Origin of the sequence: Stackebrandtia sp. (assembly GCF_035643755.1) — a bacterium.
In the GTDB taxonomy this organism is placed as follows: domain Bacteria; phylum Actinomycetota; class Actinomycetes; order Mycobacteriales; family Micromonosporaceae; genus Stackebrandtia.
The window spans coordinates 1-18360 of sequence record NZ_DASQPW010000190.1 but is presented as its reverse complement, the minus strand read 5'-3'; the positions used below and the strand labels follow the sequence as shown (position 1 = coordinate 18360).

The 18360-nt window shown below is 68.3% G+C and carries 21 protein-coding genes; 5 read left to right on the top strand and 16 right to left on the bottom strand.

What is annotated here, in order from left to right:
• The 8 genes from VE172_RS14460 to VE172_RS14425 form a co-directional block, all read right to left on the bottom strand.
• On the bottom strand, positions 1-1441 hold a 1441-nt coding region (locus VE172_RS14460), incomplete at its 3' end, for an NADH-quinone oxidoreductase subunit G (RefSeq protein WP_324802625.1).
• Between the two features lie 2 nt (positions 1442-1443).
• On the bottom strand, positions 1444-2760 hold the full coding sequence (nuoF, locus tag VE172_RS14455) for an NADH-quinone oxidoreductase subunit NuoF (RefSeq protein ID WP_324802624.1): 1317 nt from the start codon (positions 2758-2760) through the stop codon (positions 1444-1446).
• On the bottom strand, positions 2757-3449 hold the full coding sequence (gene nuoE / locus VE172_RS14450) for an NADH-quinone oxidoreductase subunit NuoE (RefSeq protein WP_324802623.1): 693 nt from the start codon (positions 3447-3449) through the stop codon (positions 2757-2759). Before nuoE ends, nuoF begins: the two co-directional genes overlap by 4 nt.
• Entirely contained in the window at positions 3449-4792 is a 1344-nt protein-coding gene (locus tag VE172_RS14445) for an NADH-quinone oxidoreductase subunit D (RefSeq protein ID WP_324802622.1), read from the bottom strand. Before VE172_RS14445 ends, nuoE begins: the two co-directional genes overlap by 1 nt.
• Complete coding sequence (locus tag VE172_RS14440) at positions 4789-5433, bottom strand: NADH-quinone oxidoreductase subunit C (RefSeq protein WP_324802621.1); 645 nt, start codon at positions 5431-5433, stop codon at positions 4789-4791. The genes VE172_RS14445 and VE172_RS14440 overlap by 4 nt, the downstream gene beginning before the upstream one ends.
• Complete coding sequence (locus VE172_RS14435) at positions 5433-6083, bottom strand: NuoB/complex I 20 kDa subunit family protein (RefSeq protein WP_324802620.1); 651 nt, start codon at positions 6081-6083, stop codon at positions 5433-5435. Before VE172_RS14435 ends, VE172_RS14440 begins: the two co-directional genes overlap by 1 nt.
• Positions 6083-6445, bottom strand: coding sequence for an NADH-quinone oxidoreductase subunit A (locus VE172_RS14430; RefSeq protein WP_324802619.1), 363 nt, complete (start codon positions 6443-6445; stop codon positions 6083-6085). The genes VE172_RS14435 and VE172_RS14430 overlap by 1 nt, the downstream gene beginning before the upstream one ends.
• A gap of 56 nt (positions 6446-6501) precedes the next feature.
• Positions 6502-7788: a geranylgeranyl reductase family protein gene (locus tag VE172_RS14425; RefSeq protein WP_324802618.1), complete on the bottom strand. Its 1287-nt coding sequence runs from the start codon at positions 7786-7788 to the stop codon at positions 6502-6504.
• Positions 7789-8021: 233 nt separating this feature from the next.
• Between VE172_RS14425 and VE172_RS14420 the strand changes: the two genes are divergently transcribed.
• Complete coding sequence (locus tag VE172_RS14420) at positions 8022-8324, top strand: TM2 domain-containing protein (RefSeq protein WP_324802617.1); 303 nt, start codon at positions 8022-8024, stop codon at positions 8322-8324.
• Positions 8321-8731: a DUF2752 domain-containing protein gene (locus VE172_RS14415; RefSeq protein ID WP_324802616.1), complete on the top strand. Its 411-nt coding sequence runs from the start codon at positions 8321-8323 to the stop codon at positions 8729-8731. Before VE172_RS14420 ends, VE172_RS14415 begins: the two co-directional genes overlap by 4 nt.
• Here VE172_RS14415 and VE172_RS14410 read toward each other — a convergent pair.
• The 8 genes from VE172_RS14410 to VE172_RS14375 form a co-directional block, all read right to left on the bottom strand.
• Positions 8726-9439: a demethylmenaquinone methyltransferase gene (locus tag VE172_RS14410; RefSeq protein ID WP_414715103.1), complete on the bottom strand. Its 714-nt coding sequence runs from the start codon at positions 9437-9439 to the stop codon at positions 8726-8728. The two genes, VE172_RS14415 and VE172_RS14410, sit on opposite strands and share 6 nt — an antisense overlap.
• A gap of 24 nt (positions 9440-9463) precedes the next feature.
• Positions 9464-10477: a hypothetical protein gene (locus tag VE172_RS14405; RefSeq protein WP_324802614.1), complete on the bottom strand. Its 1014-nt coding sequence runs from the start codon at positions 10475-10477 to the stop codon at positions 9464-9466.
• Between the two features lie 184 nt (positions 10478-10661).
• The gene (locus tag VE172_RS14400) at positions 10662-10907 is read right to left on the bottom strand and encodes a type II toxin-antitoxin system Phd/YefM family antitoxin (RefSeq protein ID WP_324802613.1); all 246 of its coding nucleotides are present in this window, start codon (positions 10905-10907) and stop codon (positions 10662-10664) included.
• Between the two features lie 166 nt (positions 10908-11073).
• The gene (locus tag VE172_RS14395; protein WP_324802612.1) at positions 11074-11472 is read right to left on the bottom strand and encodes a type II toxin-antitoxin system VapC family toxin; all 399 of its coding nucleotides are present in this window, start codon (positions 11470-11472) and stop codon (positions 11074-11076) included.
• Positions 11473-11787: a type II toxin-antitoxin system Phd/YefM family antitoxin gene (locus tag VE172_RS14390; protein ID WP_324802611.1), complete on the bottom strand. Its 315-nt coding sequence runs from the start codon at positions 11785-11787 to the stop codon at positions 11473-11475.
• Positions 11788-11835: 48 nt separating this feature from the next.
• On the bottom strand, positions 11836-12993 hold the full coding sequence (mqnC, locus tag VE172_RS14385) for a cyclic dehypoxanthinyl futalosine synthase (protein ID WP_324802610.1): 1158 nt from the start codon (positions 12991-12993) through the stop codon (positions 11836-11838).
• Positions 12994-13133: 140 nt separating this feature from the next.
• The gene (locus tag VE172_RS14380; protein ID WP_324802609.1) at positions 13134-13901 is read right to left on the bottom strand and encodes an ABC transporter ATP-binding protein; all 768 of its coding nucleotides are present in this window, start codon (positions 13899-13901) and stop codon (positions 13134-13136) included.
• A 2-nt stretch (positions 13902-13903) separates the two neighbouring features.
• A complete protein-coding gene (locus VE172_RS14375; RefSeq protein WP_324802608.1) occupies positions 13904-15322 on the bottom strand; it encodes an ABC transporter permease in 1419 nt (472 codons plus the stop codon).
• A 173-nt stretch (positions 15323-15495) separates the two neighbouring features.
• On the opposite strand from VE172_RS14375, the gene VE172_RS14370 reads away from it, so the two are divergent.
• From VE172_RS14370 to VE172_RS14360, 3 genes are all read left to right on the top strand, one after another.
• Positions 15496-16239, top strand: coding sequence for a response regulator transcription factor (locus tag VE172_RS14370; RefSeq protein WP_324802607.1), 744 nt, complete (start codon positions 15496-15498; stop codon positions 16237-16239).
• Positions 16236-17669, top strand: a complete 1434-nt coding sequence (locus VE172_RS14365; protein WP_324802606.1) for a sensor histidine kinase — start codon at positions 16236-16238, stop codon at positions 17667-17669. The genes VE172_RS14370 and VE172_RS14365 overlap by 4 nt, the downstream gene beginning before the upstream one ends.
• Before the next feature lie 52 nt (positions 17670-17721).
• On the top strand, positions 17722-18360 hold a 639-nt coding region (locus tag VE172_RS14360; protein ID WP_324802605.1), incomplete at its 3' end, for a S8 family peptidase.

The following is an 18360-nucleotide window of genomic DNA, read 5'->3' as shown; positions in this document are numbered from 1 at the left end:
GTCGCTCGCCGACGAGGATCAGGCTGCCGGTGGCGCGCAGCAGTTCGGCCATGTCGCCGCCGTCGGCGAAGCCGGACAGCAGGCTGGCCTCCCCGCCGGGGACGGTCGGGATGAGCTGGCCGCCGAACTTGTCGGTGCCGTTGGTGGCGAACGGCGCCACCACGTGGGGCCGCAGTCCGTTGTCCCGGTTGGCCTTGCGCAGCCGCAGGAACAGGATGGGGCATTCCTCTTCGGTCTCGAGGCCGGCGATCAGCACGGCCGGCGCGGTGTCCACGTCGGCGTAGGTGACGGCGCCGGAGGCGGGGTGGATCCCGGCCACGGCGTGGGCCAGGAACTTCGCCTCCTCCTCGGAGTGGGCCCGGGCCCTGAAGTCGACGTCGTTGGTGTCCAGGGCGAGGCGCGCGAACTTCGAGTACGCGTAGGCGTCCTCAATGGTGAGTCGTCCGCCGGTGAGTACTCCGACGCCGCCCTCGGCCTTGGCCTTGATCAGCCCGGCCGCGGCGGCCCGCAGCGCGTCCGGCCAGGACGCCTCGTGGAGTTCGCCGTCGCCGCCGCGCACCAGCGGGGTGAGGATCCGGTTGTCGGTGTTGACGTAGTCGAAGGCCCAGCGTCCCTTGTCGCAGTTCCATTCGGCGTTGACGTCGGTGTCGTCGCCGGCGAGGCGGCGCAGCACCTTGCCGCGGCGGTGGTCGGTGCGCTGGGAACAGCCCGCGGAGCAGTGCTCGCACACGCTGGGGCTGGAGATCAGGTCGAAGGGGCGGGCCTGGAACCGGTACTGGGTGCCGGTCAGCGCGCCCACGGGGCAGATCTGGATGGTGTTGCCGGAGAAGTAGGACGAGAACTCCTCGGCCTCGGCTCCCTCGGTTCCGGGCCCCTCGGGGCCGCCGAAGATGCCGATCTGCTCGGACGACGACCGTTCCATCAGGTCGATGAACGGGTCGCCGGCGACCTGGCTGGAGAAGCGGGTGCAGCGGGCGCACTGGATGCAGCGTTCCCGGTCCAGCAGAACCTGCGCGGAGATCGGCAGCGCCTTGGTGAACTGGCGCTTGCCGTCGGTGAAACGCGATTCGGGCCGGCCGGAGCTCATCGCCTGGTTCTGCAACGGGCATTCGCCGCCCTTGTCGCAGATCGGGCAGTCCAGGGGGTGGTTGAGCAGCAGGAACTCCATGTTCCCCTTTTGGGCCTTGGCGGCCACCGGGGAGGTGCGCTGCGTCTTGACGACCATGCCGTCGGTGCACGAGGCGGTGCACGACGCCAGCGGCTTGCGCTGGCCCTCGACGTCCACGAGGCACTGTCGGCAGGCGCCGACCGGGTCCAGCAGGGGGTGGTCGCAAAAGCGCGGAATCTCGATGCCGAGCTGCTCGGCGGCCCGGATGACGAGCGTTCCCTTGGGGACGGTCACCTCGAGTCCGTCGATGGTGAGCGTGACGGTTTCAGACATGTCTAATGTGCTCCCACCAGGTCCGTGGCGTCCAGCAAGGGCCGGCGGTGGCCCTCGATGAGATCGATGTAGTCCTGTTTGAAGTGCTGGATGGACGAGGTGACGCACGCGGCGGCGCCGTCGCCCAGGGCGCAAAACGCCCGGCCGTTGATGTTCTCGCTGGCGTCCAGCAGCGTGTCCAGGTCCTCGTAGGTGCCCTGGCCCGACAGGATGCGCTTGTACAGGCGGGTCAGCCAGTAGTTGCCCTCGCGGCAGGGGGTGCACTTGCCGCAGGATTCGTGGGCGTAGAACTTCACCCAGCGGTAGGCGCAGTAGACCGGCGAGTCGGCGTCGGAGTAGATCATCAGCGCCGTGGTGCCCAGGATGGAACCGGCCTTGGCGACGTTGTCGAAGTCCAGCGGGACGTCCTGGTGGTCGGCGGTCAGCACCGGGGTGGACGAGCCGCCCGGGGTGAAGAACTTCAGGTCGTGGCCGTCTTCCATGCCGCCGGCCAGTTCCAGCAACTCCCGCAGCGTGATGCCCATGCCGCACTCGTACTGGCCGGGGTTCTTCACCCGGCCCGACAGCGAGTAGATCATGGTGCCGGCGGCGTTTTCGCTGCCCAGCGACTTCCACCAGTCGGCGCCGCCCAGGACGATGTGCGGGACCGAGGCGATGGTGCCGACGTTGTTGATGTTGGTGGGCTGGGCGTACAGGCCGGCGGCGGCGGGGAACGGCGGGCGCAGCCGCGGCTGGCCCCGGAATCCCTCCAGGGAGTCCAAAAGCGCCGTCTCCTCGCCGCAGATGTAGGCACCGGCGCCACTGTGGACGACGATGTCGAGGTCCATGCCGGAGTTGAGGATGTTCTTGCCGAGGTAGCCGCGCTGCTTGGCCTGCGCCACGGCGTTGCGCAGCCGGCGGGCGGCGTGCACGGCCTCGCCGCGGATGTAGATGAACGCCTTTTGGCTGTGCAGGGCCCAGCAGGCGATGATCATGCCCTCGATGAGGGAGTGGGGGTCGTTCATCATGAGGGGCAGGTCCTTGCAGGTGCCCGGCTCGCCCTCGTCGGCGTTGACCACCAGGTAGTGGGGCTTGCCGTCCTCCTTGGGGACGAAGCTCCACTTGACACCCGTGGGGAAGCCCGCGCCGCCGCGTCCCCGGTGGCCGGACTCCTTCATGAAGGAGATGACCTCGTCGGGGGTGTACTTCAGCGCCTTGCGCAGCGCGGCGTAACCGTCGAGCTGTTCGTAGACATCGATGTCCCAGGCGTCGGGCGTCAGCCAGCGCTTGGTGAGCACCGGAGTCAGCTTCGCCAGCACCTCGGGCGAGGGACGGCTCACGAGGCGTCCTCCTTCTTGATGAGCGGAGTTTCCGGGTCGGGAGTTCCGGCGGTGACGCCGGCCTCGGCGGCCAGGCGGGCCCCGGCGAGGCTGGCGTCGCCGGAGGCGGTGTCGCCCACGGCTCCGGGACGGTCCTCGTCCCAGCCGGCCAGCTGCTTGGAGAGCTCCTTGAGGGTGCACAACCGGGCGCCCCGGGTGGGGCGGGGGCGTTCGTCGTTTTGCAGCGACTTGGCCAGCGCGACCGCGGCGTCGGGGTCGGTCTTGTCGTAGAACTCGTAGTTCACCGTCATCACCGGCGCGTAGTCGCACGCGGCCAGGCATTCGGCGTGTTCGAGGGTGATCTTGCCGTCGGGGGTGGTCTCGTTGTCGCCGACCTCGAGGTACTCGCTGAGCGCGTCGAAGGCCCGCTGTCCGCCCATGACGTCGCACAGGGTGTTGGTGCACACGCTGACCAGGAAGTCGCCGGTCGCCTCGCGCTTGTACATGGTGTAGAACGTGGACACCGCGGCCACCTGGGCCTTGGTGATGCCGATGGTCTCGGCGCAAAAGGCGATGCCCTCGGGCGTGACGTAGCCGTCGACGCTCTGCACCAGGTGCAGCATGGGAAGCAGCGCCGAGCGCTGCCTGCCTTCGGGGTATCGGGCGATGATCTCGCGCGCCTGCTCGCGCACTTCCTCCGAATAGGACATTACCGGTCGCAGCCTCCCATAACCGGGTCGAGCGATGCGCCTCCGGCGATGACGTCGGCGAGGAGTCCGCCTTCGGACAGCGCCGGGATCGCCTGGAGGTTGATGAAACTGGGTTCGCGCATGTGCATCCGATAGGGACGGGTTCCGCCGTCGGACACCAGGTGGACGCCGAGCTCGCCGCGCGGCGCCTCGATGGGCACGTACACCTGACCGGCCGGGACCCTGAAGCCCTCGGTCACGAGCTTGAAGTGGTGGATGAGCGATTCCATGGACTGGCCCATGATGTGGCGGACGTGGGCCAGCGAGTTGCCGAGGCCGTCGCCGCCCACCGAAAGCTGGGCGGGCCAGGCGATCTTCTTGTCCTCCACCATGGTGGGTCCGGGTTCGAGCCGCCCCATGGCCTGGGTGACGATGCGCAGGCTCTGGCGGATCTCCTCCAGGCGCACCATGTAGCGGCCCCACACGTCGCCGCCGGTGTGGGTGGCGACGTCGAAGTCGTAGGTCTCGTAACCGCAGTACGGCATGGTCTTGCGCAGGTCCCAGCCGAGGCCGGCCGAGCGCAGCACCGGGCCGGTGACGCCCAGCGCCATGCAGCCCGACACGTCCAGGTAGCCGATGCCCTGGGTGCGTTCCTGCCAGATCGCGTTGTCCGACAGCAGCCGCTCGTATTCCTTGACGCGGGCGGGCATGTAGGACAGGAAGTCGTTGATCTGTTCGATGGCGTCGTCGCCGAGGTCCTGGGAGACGCCGCCGGGGCGGACGTACGCCATGTTCATCCGCAGCCCGCTGGCGGCCTCGAAGATGTCGAGGATGTGTTCGCGCTCGCGGAATCCGTAGATCATCATGGACAGCGCGCCGAGCTCCATGCCGGTGGTGGCCAGCCACACCAGGTGGGAGGCGATCCGGTTGAGCTCCATCATGATCACGCGGATCGTGTTGGCGCGCTCGGGAACCTCGACGCCCAACAGCTTCTCGACCGCCAGGCAGTAGGCGGTCTCGTTGAAGATCGGCGCCAGGTAGTCGGCGCGGGTGACGAAGGTCGAGCCCTGGGTCCAGGTGCGGAACTCGGTGTTCTTCTCGATGCCGGTGTGCAGGTAGCCCACGACGGGGCGCAGTTCCCGGACGGTCTCGCCCTCCATCTCCACGACCATGCGCAGCACGCCGTGGGTGGAGGGGTGTTGCGGGCCGAGGTTGACCACGAGCTTCTCGTCGTTGATCGGGTCGTGCCCGCCGACCACGGTGTCCCAGTCGCCGCCGGTGACGGTGAAGACCTTGCCCTCGGTGGTGTCGCGGGATTCCGCGTAGGCGTCGGTGGTGTCGGTCTTCTCGTTGGTGTCCGTCATTTGTAGGCCCTCCGTTCATCGGGAGGCGCGATCTCGGCGTCGTTCTTGTACTCCACCGGGATTCCGCCCAGGGGGTAGTCCTTGCGCTGCGGGTACCCCTCCCAGTCATCCGGCATGAGGATGCGGGTCAGGTTGGGGTGGCCGTCGAAGACGATCCCGAACATGTCGTAGGTTTCGCGTTCCTGCCAGTCGGCGGTGGGGTACACCTCCGTGACGCTGGGCAGGTGCGGGTTGTCCACGCTCACACCGGTTTCCAGCCGCACGCGGCGCCGGTAGGTCATGGACGTCAGGTGGTACACGACGTGGAGGCGGTCGACACGCTCCAGATAGTCCACACCGGACACGCTGTTGCACAGCTCGAAGCGCAGCGCCTCGTCGTCGCGCATCAGCCTGCAGACCTCTTTGACCCGGTCGGGCGCGACGTGAATGGTCAGCTCGCCGCGGTCGACGACGACGGCGCGCACCACCTCGTCGCCGGCGGCGTTCTTCAGGGTGGCGACGACCTCGTCGAAGTACTCGCCGTAGGGCTCCGGTGTGGACACCACGGTCGCCAGCGGGTCGGCGCGCACCAGCCCGCCGAAGCCGGAGGTGTCGCCGGTGCCGCTGACGCCGAACAGTCCCTTGTCCTCAGTGTCACTCATCAGTCCACCTTCACCCCGCGCTCGCCCATCCAGTTCTTGATGCGCAGCTGTTCGGTCGTTCCGGTCTTGGCGGCCTCGCGCCACTGCGCGGCCTTCTTCTTGTTGTAGAAGTAGCTGGACGGCATCGATCCGGGCTTGACCAGCGGCGGGTCGAGCTTCTCCAGCTGCTCGCGGCGCTTCTCGCCCAGCGGCTCGTGCATGATCTTGTCGTGCAGCTTCAGGATCGCGTCCAGCAGCATCTCGGGGCGCGGGGGGCAGCCGGGCAGGTAGATGTCGACGGGCACGACGTGGTCGACGCCCTGCACGATCGCGTAGTTGTTGAACATGCCGCCGGACGAGGCGCACACGCCCATCGACAGCACCCACTTGGGCTCCGACATCTGGTCGTAGACCTGGCGCAGCACGGGCGCCATCTTCTGGCTCACCCGTCCGGCCACGATCATCAGGTCGGCCTGGCGCGGGGAGGCGCGGAACACCTCCATGCCGAAGCGCGCGGTGTCGTAGCGCGCCGCGCCGGTGGCCATCATCTCGATGGCGCAGCAGGCCAGACCGAAGGTGGCGGGCCAGAAGGACGCCTTGCGGGTCCAGTTGACCAGTTTCTCCACTGTGGTCAGCAGAATGCCGTTGGGGAGTTTCTCCTCGATACCCATTAGTCCCAGTCCAATCCGCCGCGCCGCCACACGTAGGCGTAGGCGATGAATACGGTGACGATGAACAACACCATCTCGACGAAGCCGAACATCCCCAGCGAGTCGAAGGCCACCGCCCACGGGTACAGGAAGATGATCTCGATGTCGAAGACGATGAAGATCATCGCCGTGAGGTAGAACTTGATCGGGAACTTGCCGCCACCGGGCGCCTTCGGGGTGGGCTCGATGCCGCACTCGTAGGCCTCGGACTTGGCCTTGTTCTTGCGCTTCGGCCCGGCCATCGGCGCGGCGAGCGCCACGGAGAACACCGCGAAGGCCGTCGCGATCGCGAACAACACCACGATCGGTGTGTACAGTTCCATCCCTTATCGCCTACTTCTCGCGCACATGGTGATCACCTTAAGTGGTGGGTGGGGGTTCATACTGCAGGCGCCACCTTCGACAGTCCGTTGATTACCTTGTCGGAGACGTCCCCGCCGCGCGGGTCGGTCAACCCCGCCAACAGCTTCAGGACGAAGCGCATCAGGGTCGGATGCTTCAGGCCGTGTTGGGTGCACAGCTTCATCACCGTGGGATTGCCGATCAACTTGACGAACACATCGCCCAGACGGTAGTACCCGCCGAATCGCTGCGACAGCGCGGCCGGGTATCCGCGCAGGATCGCCTCGCGCCGGGGACCGGCGGGGCTGCTCAGGGCGTCGAAGGCGTAGCGGGCGGCCATCTCGCCGGACTCCATGGCGTAGGCGATCCCCTCGCCGTTGAAGGGATTGACCATGCCGCCGGAGTCGCCGACGAGCATCATCCCGCGGCTGTAGTGCGGGACCCGGTTGAAGCCCATGGGAAGCGCCGCGCCGCGGATCGGTCCGTCCGCATTGGACTCGTCGCGCATTCCCCATTCCTCGGGGGTGGCGCCCAGCCAGTCGACCAGCAGGTTGCGGTAGTTGGTCTTGCCGAAGGCGGCCGAGGAGTTCAGGACGCCGAGGCCGACGTTGACCCGTCCGTCGCCCAGGCCGAAGATCCAGCCGTAGCCCGGCAGCAGGATGTTGGGGTTGGACGCGCTGGCCAGCTGCAGCCACGATTCCAGGTACTGGTCGTCGTGTTTCTCGGCACAGTAGTAATAGCGGCGGACCGCGACCCCCAGTGGACGGTCGTCGCGCTTGGTGATTCCCAGGGCCAGGGCGAGGCGGGAGGACACCCCGTCGCAGGCCACGACCAGCGGCGCCCGGTACTCCACGGGCTCGTTGTCGCCGCCCACGGTGGCCTTGACGCCGCTCACGCGCCCGGCGCGGTCGAGGATCGGCTCGGTGACGGTGGTGTTGGTGCGCAGGATGGCACCGGCGGAGACGGCGCGCTGGGCCAGCACGTCGTCGAAGTCCAGGCGGGTGCGGGTGAGACCGTAGTTCGGGTAACTGTCCAAAGTGGGCCAGTCGAGCTCGAGCTTGACGTCCCCGGCCACCACCCGAAGACCCTTGTTGCGCAACCAACCCGCCTCGGGGCTGGTGTCGATTCCCATCCGGATCAGCTGCTGCACCGACTTCGGCGTCAGGCCGTCCCCGCACACCTTCTCGCGCGGGAATTCGGTCTTTTCCAGCAACAGGACGGACAGGCCGTGGCTGGCCAGGTGGTAGGCGGTCGCCGAGCCACCAGGACCCGCGCCAACGACGATGACGTCGGCGTCGGCGGACTGTTGGAGACTGCTGGGCACGTGGTCCTCGCGATGACGGATTTTTATGGGATTTTGGCTACGTTTGGGCTGGTAGCTGCCGAATTTGAGGCTTGTGAATGCATTCACAAGGGTTGTCCGTTGTGCAGTCTAGGACTTGTCCCTTCGCCCATGGGCGATTAGGGCAACCTAACTTGCGATGGAGCGGGAGCGGGACCACGCACGGTGAACTACCCTGACCCCCTCACCATCCACATCGCAGGATCGAGCCACCGATGACCTACCCGCAAGACCCGTACGGCCAGCAACAACCGCCGCATTACCAACAGCCCGCGTACCCGACCGTCGACCAGTACGGGCGGCCGCTGTCCGACAAGACGAAGCTGGTGGCGGGCCTGCTGCAACTCTTCCTGGGGCACTTCGGGGTCGGACGCTTCTACACGGGGCACACGGGTATGGCGCTGGCCCAGCTGTTCACCTGCGGCGGCTGCGGAATCTGGGCGCTGATCGACGGGATCATGATCCTCACCAGCAACGACGTCACCGACGCCGAGGGCCGGATCCTGAGGCAGCAATGACCGGCGCCGTTCCCCTCCCCGCCCCTTCGCGGCGGCATCCCGCGGCGGCGCCCGCGGCCGTGGCGGCGCTGGGCGTGGCGGGGCTGGCCTACCTGTGGGGACACAACCCGCACGACGCCTCGCAGGTGATGGTGCCGTGCGTGTTCCACCTGGCCACGGGGCTGGACTGTCCCGCGTGCGGCGGGACCCGGATGGCCTTCGACCTGTTGCACGGCAACCTTTCGGCCGCCTGGCGGGACAACGCGGTGCTGCTGTTGGCGGCGCCCGCGCTGCTGGCCGCCTACGGCCGCTGGACCTGGGAGGGGTTTCGGGGACGCCGCTGGCGGCTGCGGGTGCCGAGAATCGGCGTCGCGGCGGTGCTGGCGGTCGCGGTGGCGTGGACGGTGGCGCGAAACCTCGTCCTATAGCGACGGTTTCGTGCCGCGGTGCAGCGCCACGGCGCCGCCGACGAAGTTGCGCCAGGCCACGGCCTCGAACCCCGCCCGCTGGATCTGGGCGGCGAAGTCGGGCTGGGCGGGCCACGCTCGCACCGACTCGGCGAGGTACACGTACGCCTCGGGGTTGGACGACAGCCGCTGGGCCAGCAGCGGGAAGCCACGCATCACGTACTCCATGTAGACAGTCCTAAAAGGATGCCAGGTGGGGGTGGAGAACTCGCACACCACCAGTCGGCCCGCGGGCCTCAACACCCGCAGCATCTCGCGCAGCACCCGATCCACGTCGGGGACGTTGCGGATCGCGAACGAGATCGTCGCCGCCTCGAACGACTCGTCGGCGAACGGCAGCGACAACGCGTCGGCCCCCACCAGCGGCACGCCGCGGCCGCGGCCCACCGACAGCATCCCCAGCGAGATGTCGGCGCCCACCACCCACGCCCCCGACCGAGAAAGCTCCTGAGTAGACACGCCCGACCCCGCGCCGAGATCCAGGCACCGCTCCCCCACCTTCAGGCCCAGTGCCTTGCGGACCTCGGAGCGCCAGTGGCGGTCCATGCCCAGCGACATCACGGTGTTCATGCGGTCGTAGCCGGCGGCGACGCCGTCGAACATCGCCGCGACCTCGCTGGGGTCCTTGTCAAGTGAAGCTCGGGTCACCTGTTCAGCCTCGCACAGCATCGCGGCGCGGCGTCCGCGCCCGGCTCAACGGGTGACCTTCACCCTGGCGCGCAGCTCGGCCTCGGCGTTGGGGCCGTCGCGCAGCGGCCGACCGTGGGAGTAGGCGTAGACCCACACGCTGGCGCCGAATCCGCGGGCCTTGAGCCGGGACGGGTCGCCGTCGGCGTGCGCGTGGAAGCGCAGCATGACGGGCCACCCGCGGCGCACGGTGATGGTGCAGGTCAGTCCGGCCGCGCCGCGGGCCCGGTGGCGGCAGTCCTGGCCCGCGGCGGGGGCGAGGCCGTCGCCCGTGAGTTTCACGACGGCCCTGTCGGCGCGGCCGCCGAAGTCGTCGCCGAGCACCACGGAGAAGTCGGTGTCCAGCGGCCCGTCGCCGTCGGTCGTCACCGTCGCGGGCAGGTCGGTGGATATGGTGCGCGCCAGGCGGTTGGGCAGCACGGGCACCCTCGCCTGGGTGGTGACGGTCGCCCCGCCGACGGTCAGGGTCGCGCGAATCTCCACGGTGGATTCGCGTTGGTGGTTGGCGACGTTGGCGAGCGCCTTCGGCGAGGACGCGGGATCCTTGGCCACCAGGTACAGCCCGCTGCCGAAGCGGTGGCGCCCCGAGGCCAGCACCTTGGCGATGGTGGCGCTCCTGCCGTCCCGCGCCACCTGGAGCTGGCGCCGATAATCGGCCTGGCAGGCCTTGCGCGACGACTCCTGCTCGGGGCGGTCGACGGCGCAGGCGTCGACGTTGTAGTCGAAGCCCGCCCACTTCCAGCTCGCCGACGACATCGACAGCGTGACGGTCGCGTCGGGCAGCGCCCAGCCCGTGTGGTTGGTGATCACGGGATCGACGGTGACGCCGCGCCGCGCGGTGTCGTCCAGGGTCACCGAATCGTCGGTCTCGGCGGCCACGGCGGGCACGCTCAGGCTCATCCCCAGCTCCTGCGGGCTCACCCGCAACGGCGGACGGGTCCACCACCACGCCGCCAGTCCCGCCACCACGGCCAACACCACGGCGGCGACCAGCAGCGGCTTCGCGCCCCACTTCCACATGTGACTTGGACGCGCCAACCCGCCGCCCGGTCGCGCGGTGGCGTCAATGTGTCAGCAGCCCGTCTTTGAACGTGTCAGCGCACCCGCCGAGAGGCGTGTCGAGGGACGCTTTGAGCACGAGGCCAAGCTTCACGGGCCCTCGCGCCAAGCCGCGGACTGCGTCAGCCAGAGTACGACCTGGCTGTCAAGCAGTAGCACCGTCGTCCCCATAGAACATTCGCTGAATATCGGGGTCTACATCGAACGCACTGTCATTATAGGACAGTTGTCCCTTGAGGCCCCCGAACGTCACTGGAGACTCCGCATGTGGCACCAGGTCCGCGACAGGCATGCCAGCCTCGGAAATGACAATGTGCTCCCCTGTGGAGACGCGCTCAATCAGACGCGACAACTGAGTCTTCGCCTCGTGAATGTTCACCACGTACGTCACACTCGCAGCATACGAGACCAGACCTGGTCCACCGTTCATCAGAGGGTCACGGTTCGTAACCGAGTGATTCCCGCACAGTCGTCTGGCGCGTCTCCACCTGCGGCAGCGCGATGGACGACATGTCCGAACGCAACCGCGCGTCGGTCGGGTCGTCGTCGGGGTCCCGTCAGGCGGGCGAATCTACCGTCATACCGACTTCGAGCGCCGCATCGCACAAGCGCTTGTCATAACTCACAAACGCGTCCAATTCGTCCTTGATGCTTGTGGCCGTCGCCAGGTGCAATGCGTCCAATGTGCGCAACATTGGCGTGCCGATGGTGGCCGAACTCGTCACGATGTCCCAGTCCATCGGAACGGTCATGATGCGCTGCATGAGAGCCACCGCGCGTGGGCGCAACTGCGGTCGATGGCGGCTGACCGCCCTGACGAGTTCCGGATACAGCAATGTGGACGAGGCCAGCACACTTTGAATGCGCTCGACGAGATACGTTCCCAGAGCAGCCGATTCGCTTTCGGTGTGGACAAGCTTTGCCGCCGCCGACGTGTCGAGATAGATCAGGCCCATCTAATCCCGATTCCGTTCATCGATGACGGCGTCTGCCAGTGAAAAGCCCTGGTCGTTGTCCATTGGCATCGGCAACAAATCGAGGACCGTGCCGGGCACCGCTTGCGGAACCAGACGACCCTCGGCGATAAGCCGGTCGATTTGAGGGTTACCAGTCACGGAGGGCGGCGGGGGTGTTAGGAACGCCACGATATGACCGCGTTCGGTGATGGACAGGACTTCGCCATCCTTGATCCGTCGAATCAGTGCCGAGGTCTGCTGATTCAGCTCGGTTACCGTGACGGTTTCGCCCGATGACGGTCTCACAATGGCCATACCAGCATTCTACTAGTTATCTAGTAGAATGCGCAAGGCGCCGTCGAATTAACGCGCCTCCGCCAGCGGCAGCGCGATGGACGACACGTGGGAGCGGACCCGCGCGTCGGTGGGGTCGTCGTCGGGGGTCCAGTGGACCGACAGGTGCTCGTAGAGGGTGTTGCGCTGCGCGGGAATCCTTCCCGCCGTGCGGATCAGGTCGATCAGGTCGTGCAGGTTGGAGCGGTGGCGCGCGCCCGCCGAGGAGATCACGTTCTCCTCCAGCATGATCGAGCCGAGGTCGTCGACGCCCATGTGCAGCGACACCTGGCCCGCGGCCTTGCCCGTGGTGAGCCAGGAGGACTGAAGGTGGGCGATCTCGTTGAAGTACAGGCGGGCCACCGCCAGCAGGCGCAGGTACTCGTTGACCGTGGCCTGGGTGCGGCCCTTGAGGTGGTTGTTCTCGGGCTGGTAGGTCCAGGGGATGAAGGCGCGGAAGCCCTTGGTGCGGTCGTGGACGTCGCGGATCATCCGCAGGTGCTCGATGCGCTCGGCGTTGGTCTCGCCCGTGCCCATCATCATGGTGGCGGTGGATTCCAGGCCGAGGCCGTGGGCGGTCTCCATGATCTCGCACCAGCGCTCGCCCGACTCCTTCAGCGGGGCCAGGGCCTTGCGGGGCCGCTCGGGGAGCATCTCGGCGCCCGCCCCCGCGATCGAGTCGAGACCCGCGGCCTTGATCCGCGTGATCGCGTCCTGTATGGATACGTTGGACACCTTGGCCATGTGCCCGATCTCCGAGGGCCCGATCGAGTGGATCGCCAGCTGCGGGAACTCCCGCTTCACCGTGCCGAACAGCTCCTCGTAGTACTCCACGCCGAACTCGGGGTGGTGCCCGCCCTGGAGCATCACCTGGGTGGCGCCGAGGTCGACGGCCTCGGCGCAGCGCCGCAGGATCTCGGCGTTGTCGTGGCTCCAGCCCTCGGCGTGCTTCGGCGCGCGATAGAACGCGCAGAACTTGCAGGCCGTGACGCACACGTTGGTGTAGTTGATGTTGCGGTCGATCAGGTAGGTGACGATGCCGTCGGGGTAGCGGCGGCGCCGCACCGCGTCGGCGGCCTCGCCGAGCGCGTGGAACGGGGCGTCGGTGTAAAGCAGCAGCGCTTCTTCGGTGCTGATGCGCCCGCCGTCGGCGCCTCGCTGCAGGATTTCGGCGATCTCAGTCGACACGACTGCGAGCCTACGTCCTCGCGTCGGACCGCGGGTGGGGGCGGCGACGCGGCGCGGGGTCGGTCACGTCACCGCACGGGAGGGTGGCCCCGCGCGCGAAGGACGCGGCGCGCGGGGCCACAGGGTGAGATGAGTGAGGTCTATGCGTCGGCGGCGAGCTCCTCGTCGAGGTCGTCGTCGAGTTCCTCGTCGGACTCGTCGTCGATGTCGACGCTCGTCGTCAGCTGCGTCTTCGTGCCGTTGTGGATGATCTTGCCGTCCCTCATGGCCAGCTTGAGGTCGGCGCGCTTGGCGACCGAGCGGTCGTGGGTGACGACCACGACCGTGGTGCCGATCGAGTGGGTGAGGTCGGCCAGCAGGTTGACGATGCGCTTTCCGTTGCGGGAGTCGAGATTGCCCGTGGGCTCGTCGGCCAGGATCAGGTCGGGGGTGTTGGCCAGGGCCCGCGCGATCGACACCCGCTGCTGTTCGCCGCCCGAAAGCTTCCCCGGGCGCCGCTTGAGCTTCGAACCGTTGAGGCCCACGGTGTCCAGCAGTTCGGTGGCGCGGCGTCTGCGTTCGCGGGGCCACACGCGGGCGAACTCCAGCGGCAGCATCACGTTCTCCAGCGCCGTCAGATTCGGCACCAGGTGGTACTGCTGGAACACGAAGCCGATGCGGCTGCGGCGATAGATCACCTGCTTGTGCCTGGACAGGCGGGTGATGTCGGTGCCGCCGACCTCGACGGTGCCCGAGGTGGGAGCGTCCAGCGCCCCCAGCAGCGTCAGGAGGGTGGACTTGCCGCTGCCACTTGAGCCCACAATGGACGCGAACGCGCCGTCGGGTATCTCGAAACTCACGCCGTCGACCGCGGCCACCTTGCCGCCCGCCGAACGGAAATGCTTGCTGACGTCGTTGACTCGCAACATGTCTACTCTCCTCGCAGTACTTCGGCGGGACGGACGCGGGCGATCAGCCACGCGGGAATGGCGCTGCCCGCGATCGCGATGGCCAGCACCACCGCGGCACCCCACAGCAGGGTCTGCGGGCCGAGGCTGGCGGCGACGTTGCCGACCAGGTCGGCGGCGGTCTTCACCCGATGTGGACCGTCGGGGCCCATCCTGGCCAGGACGGGGCCCGCGGCTCCCCCCTTGCCGTTGGAGCCGCCGTCGCCGACATTGCTGTGCACCAACACATTCGTCAGCGCGCTGGCCGCCAGCGTGGCCACTCCCAGCCCCAGCACCGCGGCACCCACCACGAGCGTCACCGACTCGGCGACGAACTGGGTGATGACGCCGCGGTTGGTGCCGCCGATGGCCTTGAGCACGCCGACCTCCTTGCGGCGCTCCCGCACCGTCATGGTCAGGGTGAAGAACACCACCACGGCCGCGCAGCCCAGCGCCACGAGGAACCCGATCCACGACATCTCGGAGACGGTCTCCAGGTCGTTGACCGCGTCCAGCGCCGCTCCCGAGCCGGACTCCACCTGGACGGCCTTGCCCAGCAGGTCCTGCATGTCGTCGACGACGGCGTCGACGTTCTTCGGGTCGTCGGCGGTCGCCGAGATCGAGGTGTAGCCGTCGACGTCGCCGAGGTCCTGGATGGTCTCGGCGCGCATCACGACACTCACGTTGTCGAATTTGGACGCGGTCTTGGCGATGCCGACGACGGTGAAGGTCTTGCCGTACGCGGAGAACGTGTCGCCCACCTTGAGGTGGTTGTGCTTGGCCATCTGCTCGCTGAGCACCGCTCCCCGGTCGTCGGAGGCCTTGAGCATCCGTCCCGAGGTGATGTCGTACTTGTTGCCGAAACTGTCGCGGTCGCCCTCCACGCCCGTGACGTTGATGGGGAACGAGCCCGTCGCCTTGGCGGGCGCGCCGAAGTCCTGGGCGGTCAGGTCTGATTTCAGATCGGTGGAACCGTTGGCGCCGTTGGCGTCTCCCCGAAGTTCCAGGTGCGGCCCGCCCGCCTTGCCGTCCGAGTCGTCCTTGGCGTCCTTCGGCGTCAGACTGCCCGACACGAACGCGTCGGCGGAGGCCACGTGGTCCAGCTTCTTCACCTTGGCCAGCTGGTCGGCGGTGAGGTTGGCGGCCTGGGCGCTCTTTTGATCGCTCTTGTTGTTCGGGCCCCCGCCCTTGTTGCCGTCGTTGCCGCCCATGGCGACGCCCGGGTGCGCGGTGATCCTGGTGTCCAGGTCGGCGCGCAGCGTGTCGAGCTTGTCGCTGACGGCCAGGTTGGCCACCAGCAGCGACAGCGCCAGGCCGATGGCCACCGCCAGGACGAGCACGACAGCGGATGTCCTGATCTTGTTGCGGAGCACGTTTCTCAGGCCCCGAAATGCAACACTCATGCAAATCCCTGGATTGGTCGTGATTGGATGGATGGTCCACCAGCGCTGGTGAATCCCCAGACAAGCACCTCCGAACCGCCGCGCGGAAGACCGCACGGCCGATTCCCACCCAACTCCCATGGAGCGCACAGGCACCCCTCAACTCCGTGCGGGAGGCTCCCACCATGGATGTCATGACATCGCCCGCGGACCCCTCCGTCCACCCCCGCCGCGAGGGCGGCCCCGCCCGCCTGCTCGTGGTGGAGGACGAGGAGCTGCTGTCGGGAATGTTGCTGGACGCCTTGACCTTCACGGGTTACGACGTCCACCTGGCCCGCTCGGGCACCGCCGCGATCGAGGCCATCGACGCGCTCCACCCCGACCTGGTGGTCCTCGACGTCAACCTCCCCGACCTGAGCGGCTTCGCCGTCGCCACGCGGATGCGCGCCGCCTTCGACCGCACGGGCGTGATCTTCCTGACCGCCCGCGACAACCCCGCCGACGTCCGCGACGGCTTCCTGGCGGGAGGCGACGACTACGTCACCAAGCCGTTTCGCCTGGAGGAGCTGCGGCTGCGCATCGACGCGGTGCTGCGCCGCACCGCCGACGTCCGCGACGCCGCCGCCGACCGCCTCGCCGTCGACAATCTCGTCCTGGATGGACGGTCGCACCAGGTGTGGCGGGGCGGCGAGGAGATCGACCTGTCCCCCACCGAGTTCCGGCTGCTGCGCCACCTGATCGCGGGCGTCGACAGGGTGTCGTCCCGCACCGAGCTGCTGCAACAGGTGTGGGGCATCGCCTTCGACACCGACACGTCCCTTGTGGAGACGTACATCTCGTACCTGCGGCGCAAGCTGGAGACCCACGGCCCCCGCCTGATCCACACGGTGCGCGGGGTGGGGTACGTGCTGCGCACCCCGAGGGGGCAGGATTCGTGACCCTGAAGTCCCGCCTGGTCCTCGCCACCGCGGGTCTGCTGTGCCTGGCCACGGTGGGCATCGGCGCCATAGCCATCAGCACGGTCACCGCCGACATGATCGACCGCGTCGACGACCAGCTCCGCCGCAGCCTCGCGGGGCCGAACCTCGACAGTCAGTCCTCCGAGGCGGGCATCATCACGGAGAAGTCGGGGGAGGGCATCCGCTCCACCCGCCAGGACATCCTGTACCAGGCCTTCGCGACGCGGACGACCACGCTGGCGGGGGACGTGGTCAAGGAGGTCTCCGCGGGTTACTCCGGCGACCTGCTCAGCGCCCCCGCCTGGCCGAAACGCTTGGTGCCCCACAAGAGCATCCAGACCGTCCCCTCCGCCGACGGCACCTTCGACTATCGGATGCTGGTGCACCGCGTCAAGGCCCTGACGCCCGCGGGCTCGGCGGAATACCTGTTCGCGGTGGCCGCACCGCTCAACGAGGTGGTGACCGTCCGCAACCGCCTCATCAACACGATGGTGCTGACGGTGCTGGCCATCGCCTCGCTGGGGGCGCTGGCGGCCTGGTGGATCACCCGACGCGGCCTGCGCCCCGTCGACGACATGGTCGCCGCGGCCACCGCCATCGCCGACGGCGACCTGGAGCGCCGCGCCTCGGTGCGCGGCGGCCAGGGGGAACTCGGCCACCTCGCCAAGGCGCTCAACATCATGGTGTCCAAACTGGTACGTGCCCTGTCGCAGCGCGAGGCCGAGCGCAATCGCCTGCGCGCCTTCATCGCCGACGCCTCCCACGAGCTGCGCACCCCGCTGGCCACGGTGAGCGGCTACACCGAGCTGTACGAGTCGGGCGGCGCCCCGCCGGGCCCCGACCTGGACCGCGCGATGAGCCGCATCCGCGCCGAGAACAAGCGGATGGCCAGCCTCGTGGACGACCTGCTGCTGTTGGCCCGCCTCGACCAGGAGACCGTCGACGACCGCGCGCCCTGCGATCTGTCCATACTGGCCAACGACTGCGCCGAGGACGCCCGCATCGTCGACCCCACCCGCCCCGTCACCACCCACATCACCGACGGCGTCATGGTGAGCGCCAACGCCTCCCGCCTGCACCAGGTGGTGGGCAACCTGCTGGGCAACATCCGTCAGCACACCCCCGAGGGCACCAGGATCTCGGTGTCGGTGTCCCGCGAGGACGGCTTCGCCTGGCTGACGGTCGCCGACGACGGCCCCGGCATCGCGCCCGAACACCGCGACAAGGTCTTCGACCGCCTCTACCGCGTCGACCCCTCCCGCTCCCGCGCCACGGGCGGCTCGGGTCTCGGGCTATCAATAGTCGACTCGATCGTCAGGGCGCACGGCGGCCGAGTCTGGTTGGAGAGCCGAGTCAAGGCGGGCACCAAGGTCCACCTGACGCTTCCGACCATTGCGGACAACCCCTAGGCATCGATACAGTCACATAACCCTCCGTCGCCCCTCGGACAGGAGCCCCTCGATGCCCCGCCTCGCCCTCGCCCTCCTCGCGGCCACCGCCCTCGCCGCGGCCACCACCCAGGCAGCCACGACCCCCGTCGACCTTTCCTCCCGCTCGGCCGCGGCCGCCGAACCGCCCGCGAACCTCGCGCTCGACCGCATCGACCAGCGGGGGCTGCCGCTGGACGGCCAGTTCACCTACCCCGACTCCGCTGGCGAGGGCGTCACGATCTACGTCGTCGACACTGGGGTTCGCTTCAGCCACAACGATTTCGCGGGGCGCGCCGTGTCGGGCCCCGACTTCGTCGATGGCGACGACGACGCCTCGGACTGCAACGGCGACGGCACCGCCCTGGCCAGCATCGCCGCGGGCGCTTCCTATGGGGTGGCGAAGAAGGCGACCGTCGTGTCGGTGCGGGCGCTGGACTGCGACGGCAGCGGCACCACCGCCGATCTGGTGCAGGCCATCGACTGGGTCGCCCAGGACGCGGCGGGCAAGCCCGCCGTGGCCCTGTTGGGCTGGGGCGGTTCCGCCAGCGACGCCGTCGACCAGGCCGTGACGAACGCCGTCGCCTCGGGCGTGACCGTCGCCGTCCCCGCTGGCGGTTCGGGCACCGACGCCTGCCAGTTCAGCCCCGCGCGGGTACCCGGGGCCCTCACC

Bases quoted from the DNA above. Each gene is read 5' to 3' on its own strand.
- VE172_RS14420 (WP_324802617.1), top strand. From the start codon at position 8,022: ATGACCTACCCGCAAGACCCGTACGGCCAGCAACAACCGCCGCATTAC.
- VE172_RS14410 (WP_414715103.1), bottom strand. From the start codon at position 9,439: ATGCTGTGCGAGGCTGAACAGGTGACCCGAGCTTCACTTGACAAGGAC.
- VE172_RS14415 (WP_324802616.1), top strand. From the start codon at position 8,321: ATGACCGGCGCCGTTCCCCTCCCCGCCCCTTCGCGGCGGCATCCCGCG.
- nuoE (WP_324802623.1), bottom strand. From the start codon at position 3,449: ATGTCCTATTCGGAGGAAGTGCGCGAGCAGGCGCGCGAGATCATCGCC.
- VE172_RS14435 (WP_324802620.1), bottom strand. From the start codon at position 6,083: ATGGGTATCGAGGAGAAACTCCCCAACGGCATTCTGCTGACCACAGTG.
- VE172_RS14380 (WP_324802609.1), bottom strand. From the start codon at position 13,901: ATGTTGCGAGTCAACGACGTCAGCAAGCATTTCCGTTCGGCGGGCGGC.
- VE172_RS14390 (WP_324802611.1), bottom strand. From the start codon at position 11,787: ATGGCCATTGTGAGACCGTCATCGGGCGAAACCGTCACGGTAACCGAG.
- VE172_RS14430 (WP_324802619.1), bottom strand. From the start codon at position 6,445: ATGGAACTGTACACACCGATCGTGGTGTTGTTCGCGATCGCGACGGCC.
- VE172_RS14395 (WP_324802612.1), bottom strand. From the start codon at position 11,472: ATGGGCCTGATCTATCTCGACACGTCGGCGGCGGCAAAGCTTGTCCAC.
- VE172_RS14440 (WP_324802621.1), bottom strand. From the start codon at position 5,433: ATGAGTGACACTGAGGACAAGGGACTGTTCGGCGTCAGCGGCACCGGC.
- VE172_RS14445 (WP_324802622.1), bottom strand. From the start codon at position 4,792: ATGACGGACACCAACGAGAAGACCGACACCACCGACGCCTACGCGGAA.
- VE172_RS14405 (WP_324802614.1), bottom strand. From the start codon at position 10,477: ATGTGGAAGTGGGGCGCGAAGCCGCTGCTGGTCGCCGCCGTGGTGTTG.
- VE172_RS14370 (WP_324802607.1), top strand. From the start codon at position 15,496: ATGACATCGCCCGCGGACCCCTCCGTCCACCCCCGCCGCGAGGGCGGC.
- VE172_RS14375 (WP_324802608.1), bottom strand. From the start codon at position 15,322: ATGAGTGTTGCATTTCGGGGCCTGAGAAACGTGCTCCGCAACAAGATC.